Origin of the sequence: Paracoccus sp. J56 (assembly GCF_019633685.1) — a bacterium.
Lineage (GTDB): Bacteria > Pseudomonadota > Alphaproteobacteria > Rhodobacterales > Rhodobacteraceae > Paracoccus > Paracoccus kondratievae.
Genome location: NZ_JAFL01000006.1, coordinates 121,058 through 136,384, shown reverse-complemented (window position 1 = coordinate 136,384; position 15,327 = coordinate 121,058). Strand labels below are relative to the sequence as shown.

Below are 15,327 nucleotides of genomic sequence, written 5' to 3'. Positions count from 1 at the left end.
GAATCAGGCTTGTGCGGATTCCCACACTAACAGATCAGATCTGTGCGGAAAACCACACATATGCGCCGGAGTGATCTGCGTAAAAAGCCATGATTACAATGCATTGCTGTCATGCGCGCGATTTTTGGGCGCCGCCGCCTGCGAATTTATCATGGCCGTCACATTGCCGTCATACGCAGGTTGGAGGAGGCCCCATGCACATCGACACCACGGCCGCGACGGTCGCTCACGCACCGCGGCCATTTTACAGGCATCTATATTTTCAGGTTCTTTGCGCCATCTTCGCCGGTGCGCTGATCGGACATTTCTACCCCGAGACGGGCGAGGCGCTGAAGCCTTTTGGCGATGCGTTCATCAAACTGGTCAAGATGATCATCGCCCCGGTGATTTTCCTGACCATCGTCACCGGGCTGGCCGGTATGGGTACGCTCAGGGGCGTGGGTTCGGTCGTCGGCAAGGCCTTTGGCTATTTCCTGACCTTTTCGACGCTTGCCCTGATCGTCGGGCTGATTACGGCCAATGTTATCCGCCCCGGTGCTGGCATGAACATCGATCCCGCGACGCTCGACAGCAGCAAGGTTGCCGATTACGCCACCAAGGCGCATGAGACCTCGCTGACCGGGTTCGTCATGGACATCATTCCGACGACGATCACCTCGGCCTTTGTCGATGGCAATATCCTGCAGGTGCTGTTTGTCGCCATCCTGTTCGGGATCGGTCTGATCCTGATCGGCGACAAGGGCAAGCCGGTCGTCACCCTGTTCGAGGCGATCAGCCACGCCGTCTTTCGTATGGTCGATATCCTGATGAAGGCCGCGCCCATCGGGGCTTTTGGAGCCTTTGCCTTTACCATCGGCAAATACGGCATCGCTTCGGTGATCAATCTGGCGACGCTGGTCGGGACCTTTTACCTGACCTCGGCGCTGTTTGTGATCGTGGTGCTCGGCACGGTCTGCATGGTGAACGGGTTTTCCATCTTTCGGCTGATCGCCTATCTCAAGGCCGAGATCCTGCTGGTGCTGGGCACCTCGTCCTCGGAATCGGCGCTGCCCTCGCTGATGGAGAAGATGGAGCGTGCGGGCTGCCGCCGCTCGGTCGTGGGGCTGGTCGTGCCGACGGGCTACAGCTTCAACCTCGACGGGACCAATATCTACATGACGCTGGCGGCGCTGTTCATTGCGCAGGCGACCAACACCGATCTGACGCTGCAACAGCAGATCCTGCTGCTTTTGGTGGCGATGCTGTCGTCGAAAGGCGCGGCGGGCGTGACCGGGGCGGGCTTCATCACCCTGGCCGCGACGCTTTCGGTCGTGCCCACGGTGCCTGTCGCGGGTATGGCGCTGATCCTGGGTGTGGACCGTTTCATGTCGGAATGCCGCTCGATCACCAACTTTATCGGCAATGCGGTGGCGACCGTTGTCGTCAGCCGTTGGGAAGGCGCGTTTGACCGCGACCAGTTCGACCGCGCCCTTGCCGGAGATCTGCGCGGCGATGTCCAGCCGATCCATGATCTGCATGGCGCCCCGGCTGGCCTGCAACTGAACGAGGCCAGCGCCGACTGATTCCGGTTCCGGGGAATGGTTCCTTGTTGAACGGTTCTGAAAGGGCGTCCCACCAGGATGCCCTTTTTTCGTTCAGCGTTGCGGCGCGGCTGTTGTTTCGCGCAGCATCAGTTCGGGCTCAAGCAGGGTTACGGTGGGGATTTCCTGCCCCGCGATCCGGTCAAGGATGATCTGCGCCGCCTTGCGCCCGATCTCGCGCTTGGGCTGGCGGATCGTGGTCAGCGCCGGGGTCAGGTGCGAGACCAGTTCGATATCGTCAAAGCCGATGATCGACAGATCCTGAGGCACGCTAATGCCTGCGCGCCGCAGCCCGGACATAAAGGCGCAGGCCATCTCATCGGAAAAGGCAAAGACCGCGCCGGGCCGGTCGCGTGCGGGCAGGGCGAGCCAGGCCTCGGCTGCGCGCTGGCCTGACTGCATGGTGAAATCCCCGGGAAACCCCGTGATGCGCGCCGATCCTGCCGCCGCCTGCGCACCCGCAAGCCGGTCCTTGTGCAGCACATTGTCGGGCGGTCCGCCGATCAGGCCGATATGGTCATGGCCAAGATCGCGCAAATGGGTAACGGCCAGTTCCGCGCCCTTGCGGTTATCAAGCATGACGCGCGGCAGTTCCACGCCCTCGATCCATTCGCAGGCGGTGATGACCGGGGGCAGGTCGGGCCGTCCGGCCAGATCGTCAAAGGGCGCAAGTCCGTCCATCAGCACGATCCCGTCTGCGCGCGAAGGATCCAGGAAACGGTCAAGCCGGGTGTGGCGGCCGCTGTCCTCAAGCGTGTCGGCGACCAGCAGGTCATAGCCCGCCCTGGCCAGTTCACGGCCCATGCCGTCAAGGATCTTGGCGAAAAAGGAATTGGCCAGATTGGGCAGCAGCGCCACCACGCATCCTGTCCTTTGCTTGCGCAGGTTGCGGGCGGCGTGATTGATCCGATAGCCGGTTTCCGAGACGGCCTTCAGCACCGCCTCACGCGTGGCCTCGGCAACAAGCCCGGGGCGGGACAGCACACGGCTGACGGTGGCGGCAGACACACCGGCGCGCCGCGCGACATCCGACAATCTGGCCCTTCCGGGCGGGCTTTGGTTCCTCATCACCCAAGATTACGCCTGCGCTCTTGCAGGGTGCAAGAAAATGTTTGCAATCGATTGCAGGGCAAGGCAGCCTGCACATGAGGAGAGAGGGGGAACATGCGGACCATCAAGGGACCGGCGCTGTTTCTGGCGCAATTCATCGCAGACAAGGCGCCTTTTGACAGCTGGGATGGTATCACCCGCTGGGCCGCTGATTGCGGCTATCGCGGGGTGCAGGTGCCGACGACCGATTCGCGCATGCTGGATCTGTCGCTGGCCGGGCAGTCGCGCGATTACCGGGACGAATTTCTGGGCATCGCCCGTCAGAACGGCGTCGAGGTGACTGAGCTTTCGACCCATCTGCAAGGCCAGCTTGTCGCCGTTCATCCAGCCTATGACGCGGCTTTTGATGCATTTGCGCCGCCTGCGCTGCGCGGCAATCCCCGTGCGCGGCAGGAATGGGCAGTCGATCAGGTTGGTCGGGCGCTGCGGGTCAGTCGGCTGCTGGGTCTTGACCGGATGGCGACATTTTCGGGGGCGCTTGCCTGGCCCTATCTCTATCCTTGGCCGCAGCGTGCGCCGGGGCTGGTTGAGACGGCCTTTGACACGCTTGCTGCGCGCTGGCGTCCTTTGCTGGATCTGGCTGATGAGCAGGGCGTTGATCTGTGTTACGAGATCCACCCCGGCGAGGATCTGCACGACGGCGTGACGTTCGAGATGTTTCTGGACCGTCTCGGCGGTCATGCGCGGGCAAACATGCTGTATGATCCGTCGCATTATGTCCTGCAACAGCTTGATTACCTGCAACATATAGACATCTATCACGACCGCATCCGCATGTTCCACGTCAAGGATGCCGAGTTCCGCCCCTCGGGGCGGCAGGGTGTCTATGGCGGCTATCAGCCCTGGGCCGACCGGGCCGGCCGCTTTCGCAGCCCGGGGGATGGGCAGGTGGATTTCGGCGCGATCTTTTCGAAGCTGACGCAATATGATTTCGACGGCTGGGCGGTGGTCGAGTGGGAATGCGCGCTCAAACACCCCGAGGACGGCGCGCGCGAGGGGGCGCGTTTCGTGCGTGATCACATCATTCGCGTCACGCCACATGCTTTTGACGATTTCGCCGCCAGCGAGGTAGATCGCGCGGCCATAAACAAGGCGCTGGGGCTATGAGGCCGGTTCGTCTGGGCATGGTCGGCGGCGGCAGCGGTGCTTTTATCGGCGCCATTCACCGCATCGCCGCGCGTATGGACGGGCGGTTTCAGTTGGTCGCGGGGGCGCTGTCTTCGGACCCTGAACGGGCGGCGGCCAGCGCCGCCGGGCTGGGCATCCGCAGCTATGGCGATTTCGCCGACATGGCCCGGGCCGAGGTCGCGCGCGAAGACGGGATCGAGGCTGTCAGCATCGTCACCCCCAACCATCTGCACGCCGCGCCTGCCGCAGCCTTTCTGCGCGCGGGGATTCACGTGATCTGTGATAAACCCTTGGCCGCGACGCCCGAACAAGCGCGCGAGATTGCCGAGGCTGCACAGGCCAGCGGCGCGCGCTTTTTCCTGACCCATAACTATTGTGCCATGCCCATGGTGCGCGAGGCACGGGCGCTTGTGGCTGAAGGCGCGCTGGGGGATATCCGGCTGGTACAGGCCGAATATCTGCAAGGCTGGCTGGCTGATCAGGCAGACAGCAAACAGGCCGAATGGCGCACCGATCCGGCCCGCGCCGGGGCGGGTGCCATCGGCGACATCGGTACCCATGCCTGGCAACTGGCGCAATTCGTCACCGGGCAAACCCCCGTGGCGCTTTCGGCGGATCTGTCGAGCATGGTTCCGGGCCGCACGGTCGATGACGATGCCCGCATTGCTATGCGCTATGCTTCGGGCGCGAAAGGCGGCATCTGGGTCAGTCAGGTCGCGGTCGGGCAGGAAAACGGCCTGTCTCTGCGTATCTTTGGGACGCAAGCCGCGCTGGAATGGCGTCTGCCCGACCCCGAGCGACTGATCCTGTCGCCCAAGGATGGTCCGGCCCGCATCCTGACCCGTGCGCAGGACCGCAGCACCTCTTTCCGTACCCCGCCCGGCCATCCCGAGGGGTATCTGGAAGGTTTTGCCAATATTTACAGCGATATCGCGGCGATCATTCGCGGTGATTCCAGCCTTGCTGACCGTGTTCCGGGGCTTGAGGCCGGGCTTTCCGGCATGGCGTTTATCGCCGCGACGCAGGCCTCGGCCGCGCGGGACGGCGCATGGGTCGAGGTCGGGTCATGACCGTACTCGCGCTTGATAACGTCTCGAAAAGCTTTGGCCCGGTCGAGGTGCTGCACGGCGTCGATCTGGCGCTGGAACCGGGCGAAGTTCATGCCCTGATCGGTGAAAACGGGGCCGGAAAATCGACGATCATGAAGATCCTCGGCGGTTTTCTGGATCCGACTTCGGGGCAGGTGCTGCTGGACGGCCAGCCCGTCCGGCTGACCAGCGGTCCCGAGGCCGAGGCCCGGGGCATTGTCGTCATCCATCAGGAATTCAACCTTGCCCCCGATCTGACGGTGGCGGCGAATGTGTTTCTGGGGCGCGAAATTGGCGGCTGGCGGCTTGATCATGCTGCCATGCATGAGGCGACGGCGGCGCTGCTGGCGCGACTGGATACCCGGGTCGATCCCGGGGCGCTGATCCGCGACCTGTCGGTTCCCGACCGCCAGATGGTCGAGATCGCCAAGGCCCTGTCACGCAAGGCGCAGGTGCTGATCATGGACGAGCCAAGCGCGGTCCTGACCCATCGCGAGGTCGGCGCGCTTTACCGTCAGATCGACCGCCTGAGGGCCGAAGGGGTGGCGATCCTTTACTGTTCGCACCGCCTGGACGAGGTGGCGCATCTGGCCGACCGCATCACCGTACTGCGCGATGGTCGCGTGGTGCGCCGCGCCATGCGCGGTGACCTGAGCGAGGATGGCATGGCCGCCGCTATGGTCGGTCGTGAGTTGCAGGACTTCTACCCGCCGAAAGGCCAGCCCGGTGATGAGCCCGCGCTTGAGGTTCGGGGTCTGACCGTGCCGGGCCGGGTGCGCGACGTCTCATTCACCCTGCGTCGGGGTGAGGTGCTGGGCATTGCCGGGCTGATCGGTTCAGGACGCACCGAACTGGCCGAGGGGCTGGTCGGTCTGCGCCCCGCTGGCGGCGAAATCTGCGTTGCGGGCAGGCCCGTCGCCATCCGCAGCCTGCGCGACGCCTTTGCCGCGGGCCTTGCCTATCTGACCGAGGACCGCAAAGAGGCGGGGCTGCTGCTTGACAAAGGGCTGCGTGAGAATTTGACGCTTGCGACGCTTGAACGTTTTGGTGGCTGGCGGATCGACACGCGGGCCGAGGATGCGGCGCTGGAACAGGCGACACGCGAATTCGATATCCGTGCCCCACGCCGCGATATTGCCGCGGGCAAACTGTCGGGCGGCAACCAGCAAAAGCTGCTGATGGCCAAGGTGATGCTGTCGGACCCGCGGATCATCCTGATCGACGAGCCGACGCGTGGCATTGATGTGGGCACGAAAAGCCAGATCTACGCCTTTATCCGCAAACTTGCCGCCGAGGGCCGCAGCCTTATCGTTATCAGCAGCGAGATGACCGAAGTGATCGGTCTGGCCGACCGCGTGCTGGTCATGCGCGAGGGGCGGCTGGCCGGAGAATTGTCCGGCAGCGAGATGACCGAAGACCGTATCGTCCGCCTTGCCATGGGCGTGACCGGAGAAGCCGCATGAAGATCGACCTGCATACCCTTGGCCCGCTTGTTGCGCTGATCGCCCTTGTGATCCTGGGGGCGGCGCTGAACAGCTCGTTTCTGGCGCCGGCAAATATCACCAATGTGCTGGCGCGCTCGGCCTTTATCGGGCTGATCGCGGTGGGCATGACCTTCGTGATCACGGCGGGTGGACTTGATCTGTCGGTGGGCTCGATGGCCGCCTTTCTGGCGGGGATTGCGATCATTGCCATGAACGTTGCCCTGCCGGGTCTGGGCAGCAATTGGGGGACTATTCTGCTTGGCATGGCGGTGGCGGTCCTTGGCGGTATCGTTGCCGGTTACCTTAACGGTGCGCTGATCACCAAGGCGCGGATCGAGCCTTTCATCGTCACGCTTGGCACCATGGGCATATTCCGCTCACTGGTGACATGGCTTGCTGACGGGGGCACGCTGTCGCTCGATTATGGGCTGCGCACGCTTTACCGGCCCGTCTATTACGGCGGCATCGGCTGGATCACCTGGCCGATCATCGCCTTTGCCATGGTCGCGGTGCTGGGCGAATGGATCATGCGCCATTCGCGCTTTGGCCGCCATGTCGAAGCGATCGGCTCAAACGACCGGGTGGCGCGTTATTCGGCCATCGACGTGAATCGGGTGCGGCTGCTGACCTATGTGCTGCTGGGCGCACTGGTCGGGATCGCGGTCGTCCTTTACGTGCCGCGCCTCGGCTCGGCCTCGGGCTCGACCGGGGTGCTGTGGGAGCTTGAGGCGATTGCCGCCGTGATCATCGGCGGCACGGCGTTAAAGGGTGGTCGCGGCCGGGTCTGGGGTACGGTGGTCGGCGTGCTGATCCTGTCGCTGATCGACAACATCCTGAATTTGGCCGATCTGGTCAGCCCCTATCTGAATGGGGCGATCCAGGGGGTCATCATCGTTCTTGCTGTGGTGCTGCAGCGGGAAAAACGCGCCGCCGAGGAGCGGTGACTGGGGAGGAAAGAACAGATGAAACGCAGAAGCCTGATGAAGGCCGCCGCGCTGGTCGCGGCCATGGGAATGGGTAGCGCCGCCTTTGCGCAGGACGGCGAGAAAAAGATCATCGGCGTGTCGATCCCGTCGGCGACGCATGGGTTCATGGGCGGGCTGAACTGGCATGCTCAGGACACGATCAAACGGCTGGGCGAGACCTATCCGAACCTTGAATTCGTGCTGTCGACGGCTGGCGATGCGGCCAAACAGGTCAATGACATCGAAGACATGATGGCCACCCGCAATATCGACGCGCTGGTGGTCCTGCCCTTTGAATCCGAGCCGCTGACCGCACCGGTCAAGGCCGTCAAGGACGCGGGCAAATTCGTGACCGTGGTTGACCGGGGCCTTAGCCAGGAGGGGATCGAGGATCTGTATGTCGCGGGAGACAACACCGCCTTTGGCCGTGTCGCGGGCGAATATTTCCGTGAACATCTTGAGCCGGGTTCCAAGGTCGTCGTCCTGCGCGGCATTCCAACCACGCTTGATAATGAGCGGGTCGAGGCCTTCCAAAAGGCGCTGGAGGGTTCCGAGGTAGAAATCCTCGACATGCAGCATGGCAACTGGAACCGTGACGACGCCTTTGCGGTGATGCAGGACTATCTGGCCAAATACCCCAGGATCGACGCGGTCTGGGCGGCTGATGACGACATGGCCCTGGGCGTGCTCGAGGCGATTTCCGCCGCGAACCGCCAGGATGAGATGTGGGTGATCGGCGGCGCCGGGATGAAGGAAATCGTCAAGCGCATCATGGATGGTGACAAGCAGCTGCCGGTCAATGTGACCTATCCTCCGGCGCTTATTTCCGCCGCGATTGAAATGACGGCGCTGAATTTTGTCTCAAACTCGCCGATGACCGGCCGCTTTATCATCAGCAGCCGGCTGATCACGCCCGAGAACGCCGGACAGTTCTATTATCCCGACAGCCCGTTCTAAGCGGCCGTTCGGTCCCGCCGTCAGGGCGGGACCATCCGCCAGGGGCGCTTAGGCGATGCGGTTGGCCTGAACCCAGGCACCGCGCAGTGCTGCGCCCTTACCGATACGGGCGACGCGGATCACATCGGCCCGCGCGCCCGGCTCAAGCCGGCCACGGTCGTCAAGGCCGGTCGCCTCGGCGGGCGCGCGGGTAACTGTGGAGATACCCCGTGCCATGTCGCCCCACAGATCGCCCAGAAGCAGCGCCCCGGATAGCAGCGACGAGGGCACGTAATCCGAGGACAGAATGTCAAGCAAACCTGCCTCGGCCAGTTCGGCTGCGGCGACATTGCCGGAATGGCTGCCGCCCCGGATCAGGTTCGGCGCCCCCATCATCACCCGGATGCCATGGTCACGGCAGGCGCGGGCGGCCTCGGATGTGGTGGGGAATTCGGCGAAATGCGCGCCATGCCCGGCCGAGACCGCGACCTGTCCCGCAGTGGTGTCGTCATGGCTGGCCAGCACCGCGCCATAGCGCCGCGCCTCGGCCACCGCCGTTGCCTCATGCAGCGGGCCCACGCGTTCGCGCAGGGCGCGCTGGCTGGCGACGTGATCGGCAAAGCCTTCGTCCGACAGGCCATGCTTGCCGCAGACATATTCCCTGAGCTTTTCAAGATCGCGGAACTGGCGTTCTCCCGGGGTGTGGTCCATCAGGCTGACGATACCGATGCGGTCACCCGGCCCGAATTTTGCCATCTCGGTCACCAGCGTTTCCGAGCAGACCTCGGCGCGCAGATGCAGGAAATGACTGATCTTGAGCGCGCCCATCGCGCGCAGTTCAAGGATCTCATCGGCCATGGCGCGGGCGTATTCGCCGTGTTCCGACCCGCCGCCTGACACGGCCGAACCGACGCGCAGCGCATCGAATACCGTGGTGATGCCGACGCTTGCCAGTTCGCTGTCATGGGCAAGGATCGCGGCCTGATGTGGCCAGTTCACCTTGGGGCGCGGCTGGATGTGGCGCTCCAGGTTGTCGGTGTGCAGTTCGATCAGGCCGGGCAGGACCAGATCGCCCTGGCAGTCGATCGCGCCCGCGGGCACGGCGCTGCCATGGTCGATGGCAGAGATGCGGCCTTCGGTCATGCGCAGCGTGCCCCGGATCACCTCATCGGGCAGGATCAGAGTGGCATTGGCAAGGATGGTTTCGGTCATCGTCTTTCGTCCTGTCTTGCGTCCGGGTAGATGGGCGGGCTGAATGCCACCGGCATGTCACAGTGCTGTGACACACGACCGCTAAGAGCCTGCGCATGGAAGATATGAAGCGTTACGCCATCTATTACGCCCCGCCCGAGGGTGCCTTTGCCCGTCATGCCAGCGCGTGGCTGGGCTGGGATGCCGCCACTGGTCAAGCCGTTGAACAGCCCGATCTGGGCCTGCCTGCGGCAGACATCACGCGCGATCCGCGCAGATACGGTTTTCACGGCACGTTGAAGCCGCCTTTCCGGCTGGCCGAGGGCCGCGATGCCGGAGGCTTGCATGACGCGCTGAGCCGGCTTGCCGCGCAGCTTGCCCCCGTAACCCTGTCCGGGCTGAAACTGGCAAGCCTTGGCGGTTTTCTGGCGCTGATCCCGCAGGGCGACACGACCCCCCTGCAAACCCTTGCTGCGACGGTGGTTGCCGCGCTTGACGGGTTTCGCGCACCCCTGACCGAGGCCGAGATTGCCCGCCGCCGCCCCGACCTTCTGACGCCGCGCCAGCGTGAGCTGCTGGACCTTTGGGGCTATCCCTATGTGATGGACGAGTTCCGCTTTCACCTGACCCTCTCGGACCGGCTGGATGAACCGCTGGCAAGCGAGGCGGCGCGGGTCCTTGATGCGCATTTCGCCCCGGTCCTGCCCAGACCATTCCGGCTGGCCGAACTGTGCCTTTTTGGCGAGGGCGAGGATGGGCGTTTCCGCCTGCTGCATCGCTATGCCCTTTCGGGCTGAAGCGCGGCAAGAAACCGCGCCAGCCCCTCAGCGGGGGTAGAGTCGTTTATCACGATACGCGGGGTGATGCCGGGCGGTAGCGGGAAATCCGCCCGCGCCAGCCGTGCCGCCTGATCGGGAGCGCTTTCGCGTCCGCGCCCGGCCAGCCTGCGCGCCAGCACCTCGGGCGGGGCGGTGACCAGCACCACGGCAAGGTCGGGAAAGCGTGCCTGCGCCTCGGCCAGAACCGCGCGGCTTGCGTTAAACAGCAGCGTGCCATCGCCCGACAGCGCCTCGACCGGGATGCCGTAGCCCAGCCCATGCGCGCGCCAATGCAGCGCAAAAGCTCCGGCCTGTGCCCGGGCGGTGAATTCGGCATCGCTGACGCCTTCGAAATCTTCGCCTCCTGCCTCGCTGGGGCGGGTAATCACGCGGCGCGCGGCCCGCAGATCGGGCCGCGCCTTGCAGGCCAGCACCATCAGCAGATCCTTGCCCGCGCCCGAGGGGCCGACTACCGCGACCAGATGCCGGCTCATGCCGCCAGTCCCGGGGTAAAGGCGGTCACATCGACCAGGCGGTCACAAACGCGGTCGCGCGCTGCCTCATCGTGGAAAATGCCAAGGATGGCCGCACCCCGGGCCTTGGCCTCTTCGATCAGGCGCAGGACCTCTTCGCGGTTGCGGGCGTCAAGGCTTGCCGTCGGCTCGTCCAGCAGCAGCGCCGGGTAGTCGTGGACAAAGCCGCGGGCGATGTTCACCCGCTGTTGTTCGCCGCCCGAGAATGTGGTCGGCGACAGCGTCCACAGCCGTTCGGGGATGTTTAAACGGGTAAGCAGCCGGGCTGCCCGGGCGCGGGCCTGATCCGCCGGCACGCCAAGGCGCAACAGCGGCTCGGCCACGACCTCCAGCGTTGGAACCCGCGGCACGACGCGCAGAAACTGACTGACATGGCCCAGCACCGCGCGGCGCAGGGCGATGATCTGGCGCGGTTCGGCGCTGACGACATCCAGATCCCCGACCCGGATCGAGCCCTCCTGGGCAAGGTAATTGCCATAGACCATGCGCATCAGTGTCGATTTCCCCGCACCCGAACGGCCGATCAGCCCGACGCATTCGCCGGGGGCGACCTCAAGATGCGCGTCCGCCATGACCGGGATGGCTGCGCTGCCCTGATTATGCAGGGTAAAGCTTTTGGAAAGATTGCGGATCTCAATCATGGCTCACACCTGCAGGACAGAGGAAACAAGAAGCTGGGTATAGGCGTGCTGGGGATCGTCCAGCACCTGATCGGTCAGCCCGGTTTCGACCACCCGGCCCGATTTCATCACCATCAGCCGGTCAGCCAACAGACGCACCACCGCAAGATCATGGGTCACGATCACCACCGACAGGCCCAGATCGCGCACCAGCCCGCGCAACAGGTCCAAAAGCCGCGCCTGCACGCTGACATCAAGACCTCCGGTCGGTTCATCCATGAAAACAAGCCGAGGCCCAGTCACCAGATTGCGGGCAATTTGCAGGCGCTGCTGCATCCCCCCGGAAAAGGCCGAGGGGCGGTCGTCGATGCGATCTGCTGCGATCTCGACCCGGCCAAGCCAGTCGGTCGCTGTGGCGCGAATGGCCCCATAGTTGCGCGCGCCGACGGCCATCAGCCTTTCGCCGACATTGCCCCCGGCCGAAACGCCCATACGCAATCCGTCGCGCGGGTTTTGGTGGACATAGGCCCAGTCCCCGCGAAGCAGGCGCCGCCGCTCGGCCTCGGGCAGGGTCAGCACGTCGGTGCCGTCAAAGAGGATCTGCCCCTGATCAGGCGGTTGCAGCCCGGCAAGGCAGGACAGCAGCGTCGATTTGCCCGAGCCGCTTTCTCCGACGATCCCCAGGACCTCGCCGGGGTAAAGGTCAAAGCTGACATCGGCGCAGCCGATCCGCGCGCCATAACGTCTGGTCAGGCCGCGCACCGACAGAAGCGGCGCGGCGGTGATGGCGTTGGGCATCAGCGTCATGGCGTATCTCCCTGCGGCGCAAGGCGGCCGCGATGGCCCTGCGCCTGGCGCGAGGCACAGAAATCGGTGTCTGAACAGACGAACATGCGTGCGCCCCGGTCGTCGATGATCACCTCGTCAAGGTAGCTGTCGCCCGCGCCGCAAAGGTCGCATTCGTGATCGGTCTTTGAAGGGGTGAATGGATGATCCTCAAAGTCCAGGCTGACGACGTCGGAATAGGGGGGCAGGGCATAGATCCGCGCCTCGCGTCCGGCGCCAAACAGCTGGATTGCCGGATTGCCGCCCAGCTTGGGGTTGTCGAATTTCGGGATGGGTGAGGGGTCCATCACATAGCGCCCCCCGACCCGCACCGGATAGGCGTAAGAGGTCGCAATCTCGCCATGCCGGGCGATGTCCTCATATAGTTTGACATGCATCAGCCCGTATTCCTCAAGCTCATGCATCTTGCGCGTTTCGGTCTCGCGCGGTTCCAGAAAGCGTAAAGGTTCGGGGATCGGGACCTGATAGACAAGGATCTGCCCCTCGGTGAGCGGCGTTTCGGGGATGCGGTGGCGGGTCTGGATCACGGTCGCCTCGCTGGTCGCCTCGGTGGTTTCGACCCCGGCGGTGCGCTGGAAAAAACGGCGGATCGACACGGCGTTGGTGGTGTCGTCGGCCCCCTGATCAATGACCTTCAGCCGGTCATCGGGGGTCAGACAGGCCGCTGTCACCTGCACCCCACCGGTGCCCCAGCCATATGGCATCGGCATTTCGCGGCTGGCAAAGGGCACCTGATAGCCGGGGATCGCCAGCGCCTTGAGCAGTGCGCGGCGGATCATGCGCTTGGTCTGTTCGTCCAGATAGGCAAAGTTATAGGCTTGGCCGGTCATTCCGCCGCCTCCCTTATCTGCGTCGCCTCGCGCCGTATGCGCCGGACCAGTTCAAGCTCGGCCTGAAAATCGACGTAATGCGGCAGCTTGATATGTTCGAGAAACCCGGTCGCCTGAATGTTGTCGCAATGGCTCAGCACGAATTCCTCGTCCTGCGCCGGGGCGCCGGTGAAATCCTCGCCCAGTTCGTGCCAGCGCAATGCGCGGTCAACGAGGCTCATCGAGATCGCCTTGCGTTCGGACTGGCCCATGACCAGACCGTAGCCGCGGGTGAATTGCGGCGGTTCGGTCTTTGACCCTTTGAACTGGTTCACCGTGTCGCATTCGGTCAGCTCGATCTCTCCGATCTCGACGGCGAAACCCAGCTCGGGCAGATCGACCTCGACCGCGACACGGCCGATACGCAATTCACCGACAAAGGCATGGGTGCGCCCGTAACCACGTTGGGTGGAATAGGCCAGCGACAGGGCAAACCCCTCATCAGCGCGGGCCAGCGCCTGCAACCGCAGTGCGCGCGAGGCAGGCAGCTCCAATGGTTGACGCGTCAGGTCGGGGGCAGGGGTGTCGTCTTTGGGCTGGTCCTCGATCAGACCGTCCCGGTCAAGCAGTGCTGTGACATGGGGCACCGGCTCATCCCGGACCGGGGCCTTGGGTGCGGGTGGCTGCGCGCCCTCGGCAGCAAGGGCAAAATCCAGCAGGCGGTGGGTATAGTCGAAAGTCGGTCCCAGCACCTGCCCGCCCGGCAGATCCTTGAATGTGGCCGAGATGCGCCGGTCCACAGCCATCGCTGCCGTATCGACAGAGCGCGACTGGCCAAAGCGCGGCAGGGTGGTGCGATAGGCGCGGATCAGGAACACTGCCTCGATCAGATCGCCGCGGGCCTGTTTGATCGCCAGCGCGGCAAGGTCGGGATCGTAAAGCGAGCCCTCGGCCATCACGCGGTTGACCGCCAGCGTCATCTGTTCGCGGATCTGGGCGACGGTCAGTTCGGGGACTGCGGGGTCGCCCCGGCGTTCCTCGGCCAGCCAGGCATGGGCGGCGTCGATGGCGCGTTCGCCCCCTTTGACGGCGACATACATCAGATGTCCTCCACGATCGTGCTGCGCGGCAGCGCGGCAAGCCGTGAGCCGCAGGTCAGGATGAAATCGAGGCCCAGCGGGAACAGCGCCCGGTTGGAGCGAAAGGCCCCGATCTCGGGCAAGGAGAGCCGCGCTTCATCCCGGATGCCGGGACCGGTCAGGCGCGCGCCTTGGGGTTCCAGCTGATAAAGCTCGACGATCAGGGTTGCCGAACGGTCGGGATAGGCGGGCTCTCCGATGCGAAAACGGCTTAGCGGCTGCAGATCATGCCAGTGCCCAAGGGCGAACTGTGCCTCATCCGCCGGGACCAAAGGTGCGCCGGTGTGAAAACCGATCCAGACGCGCAGCGCCTCAGAATCCGCCGGACCTGCCAGATGCAGGGGCGTGGTGCTGTCTGTCAGGGTCAGCAGCGCCACCCCTGCCGCGACAGAGATCGGCGCGGGCGGTGCTGCCCCGGTCACCTCATGGATGCGGCCCGGACGGGCCATGGCCTCAAGCAGCGCACGAAAGGCATGGGCGGATTGGGTCGGGGGGTCGGCGAATCCGCCGCCAAGGATGGCGTTCATGCGTCCTCTCCACGCAGCATGGTAAAGAATTCGACCCGCGTTGCCGCTGCTTTGGCCGAGCGGGTGGCGCGGGTGCTTGCAGCCTCGGCGCGCAGGGGGGTCAGGACCTCGGCCTCGATCCGCGGTGCTATGTCGGTTTGCATCAACGCGTCAGCGATGGCGGCGCGGGTCGCATGTGCCTTGTCGCGGCCCTGCACGCAGGCATGACCGACGGCGCCCCCTGCCAGCTGGACCGAACAGCGGGTGACAGTCATCTCACCCAGGTTAAAGGGGGCACCGGTGCCGCTGATGCGGCCCTGCACCATGATGGTGCCGATCTCGGGCGCGCGCAGCATTTCATGCGCGGGCAGATCCGGCATCAGCGCCGCCAGACGCTCGGGCCGGGCCTTGGCCAGCGCCGATATCCAGTCGCGGCGCGCAGCAGTTTCGGGATGAGAAGGGGTGGACATTTCCGGGCCTCGACAAGCTTGCGGGTTTGTCTAGATTACTATACAACTAGACAAGTGATAACCCGGCCGGTGATTCCGCTCAAGGGGCGGCTTGGTGAATTTTT

The 15,327-nt window shown here is 64.4% G+C and carries 16 protein-coding genes; 7 read left to right on the top strand and 9 right to left on the bottom strand.

Going from position 1 to position 15,327, the window contains the following annotated elements; all coding sequences use genetic code 11:
• Positions 1-194: 194 nt before the first annotated feature.
• A complete protein-coding gene (locus M511_RS06355; protein WP_085501706.1) occupies positions 195-1,562 on the top strand; it encodes a dicarboxylate/amino acid:cation symporter in 1,368 nt (455 codons plus the stop codon).
• Between the two features lie 72 nt (positions 1,563-1,634).
• Here the strand turns inward: M511_RS06355 and M511_RS06350 are convergent, their stop codons facing one another.
• Entirely contained in the window at positions 1,635-2,648 is a 1,014-nt protein-coding gene (locus M511_RS06350; protein ID WP_085501705.1) for a LacI family DNA-binding transcriptional regulator, read from the bottom strand.
• A gap of 96 nt (positions 2,649-2,744) precedes the next feature.
• Here M511_RS06350 and M511_RS06345 point away from each other — a divergent pair, with 96 nt between their 5' ends.
• The 5 genes from M511_RS06345 to M511_RS06325 are packed head-to-tail and all read left to right on the top strand — an operon-like array spanning position 2,745 to position 8,312.
• Positions 2,745-3,797 (top strand): sugar phosphate isomerase/epimerase family protein, encoded by a 1,053-nt coding sequence (locus tag M511_RS06345; RefSeq protein WP_010396596.1) that lies wholly within the window; start codon positions 2,745-2,747, stop codon positions 3,795-3,797.
• The gene (locus M511_RS06340) at positions 3,794-4,888 is read left to right on the top strand and encodes a Gfo/Idh/MocA family protein (protein WP_029372106.1); all 1,095 of its coding nucleotides are present in this window, start codon (positions 3,794-3,796) and stop codon (positions 4,886-4,888) included. The genes M511_RS06345 and M511_RS06340 overlap by 4 nt, the downstream gene beginning before the upstream one ends.
• Complete coding sequence (locus M511_RS06335) at positions 4,885-6,369, top strand: sugar ABC transporter ATP-binding protein (RefSeq protein WP_085501704.1); 1,485 nt, start codon at positions 4,885-4,887, stop codon at positions 6,367-6,369. Before M511_RS06340 ends, M511_RS06335 begins: the two co-directional genes overlap by 4 nt.
• Positions 6,366-7,334: an ABC transporter permease gene (locus tag M511_RS06330; protein WP_085501703.1), complete on the top strand. Its 969-nt coding sequence runs from the start codon at positions 6,366-6,368 to the stop codon at positions 7,332-7,334. Before M511_RS06335 ends, M511_RS06330 begins: the two co-directional genes overlap by 4 nt.
• Before the next feature lie 18 nt (positions 7,335-7,352).
• Complete coding sequence (locus tag M511_RS06325; protein WP_010396603.1) at positions 7,353-8,312, top strand: ABC transporter substrate-binding protein; 960 nt, start codon at positions 7,353-7,355, stop codon at positions 8,310-8,312.
• Between the two features lie 48 nt (positions 8,313-8,360).
• Here the strand turns inward: M511_RS06325 and M511_RS06320 are convergent, their stop codons facing one another.
• Positions 8,361-9,503 carry an alpha-D-ribose 1-methylphosphonate 5-triphosphate diphosphatase gene (locus tag M511_RS06320; protein WP_085501702.1) on the bottom strand — a complete coding sequence of 381 codons (1,143 nt, stop codon included), beginning with the start codon at positions 9,501-9,503 and terminating at the stop codon, positions 8,361-8,363.
• A 95-nt stretch (positions 9,504-9,598) separates the two neighbouring features.
• Here M511_RS06320 and M511_RS06315 point away from each other — a divergent pair, with 95 nt between their 5' ends.
• Complete coding sequence (locus tag M511_RS06315; protein WP_010396608.1) at positions 9,599-10,279, top strand: DUF1045 domain-containing protein; 681 nt, start codon at positions 9,599-9,601, stop codon at positions 10,277-10,279.
• Here M511_RS06315 and phnN read toward each other — a convergent pair.
• Genes phnN through phnG form a run of 7 tightly spaced genes read right to left on the bottom strand, consistent with a single transcriptional unit; the run spans position 10,261 to position 15,223 of the window.
• Positions 10,261-10,794: a phosphonate metabolism protein/1,5-bisphosphokinase (PRPP-forming) PhnN gene (phnN, locus tag M511_RS06310; RefSeq protein WP_085501701.1), complete on the bottom strand. Its 534-nt coding sequence runs from the start codon at positions 10,792-10,794 to the stop codon at positions 10,261-10,263. The two genes, M511_RS06315 and phnN, sit on opposite strands and share 19 nt — an antisense overlap.
• Positions 10,791-11,474 (bottom strand): phosphonate C-P lyase system protein PhnL, encoded by a 684-nt coding sequence (gene phnL / locus M511_RS06305; RefSeq protein WP_010396612.1) that lies wholly within the window; start codon positions 11,472-11,474, stop codon positions 10,791-10,793. The genes phnN and phnL overlap by 4 nt, the downstream gene beginning before the upstream one ends.
• Before the next feature lie 3 nt (positions 11,475-11,477).
• Positions 11,478-12,260 (bottom strand): phosphonate C-P lyase system protein PhnK, encoded by a 783-nt coding sequence (gene phnK / locus M511_RS06300; RefSeq protein ID WP_085501700.1) that lies wholly within the window; start codon positions 12,258-12,260, stop codon positions 11,478-11,480.
• Positions 12,257-13,129: an alpha-D-ribose 1-methylphosphonate 5-phosphate C-P-lyase PhnJ gene (locus M511_RS06295; RefSeq protein ID WP_085501699.1), complete on the bottom strand. Its 873-nt coding sequence runs from the start codon at positions 13,127-13,129 to the stop codon at positions 12,257-12,259. Before M511_RS06295 ends, phnK begins: the two co-directional genes overlap by 4 nt.
• Positions 13,126-14,208 carry a carbon-phosphorus lyase complex subunit gene (locus tag M511_RS06290; protein ID WP_085501698.1) on the bottom strand — a complete coding sequence of 361 codons (1,083 nt, stop codon included), beginning with the start codon at positions 14,206-14,208 and terminating at the stop codon, positions 13,126-13,128. The genes M511_RS06295 and M511_RS06290 overlap by 4 nt, the downstream gene beginning before the upstream one ends.
• Positions 14,208-14,774: a phosphonate C-P lyase system protein PhnH gene (phnH, locus tag M511_RS06285; protein WP_085501697.1), complete on the bottom strand. Its 567-nt coding sequence runs from the start codon at positions 14,772-14,774 to the stop codon at positions 14,208-14,210. The genes M511_RS06290 and phnH overlap by 1 nt, the downstream gene beginning before the upstream one ends.
• Positions 14,771-15,223 carry a phosphonate C-P lyase system protein PhnG gene (gene phnG / locus M511_RS06280; protein ID WP_010396621.1) on the bottom strand — a complete coding sequence of 151 codons (453 nt, stop codon included), beginning with the start codon at positions 15,221-15,223 and terminating at the stop codon, positions 14,771-14,773. The genes phnH and phnG overlap by 4 nt, the downstream gene beginning before the upstream one ends.
• Positions 15,224-15,327 lie beyond the last annotated feature (104 nt).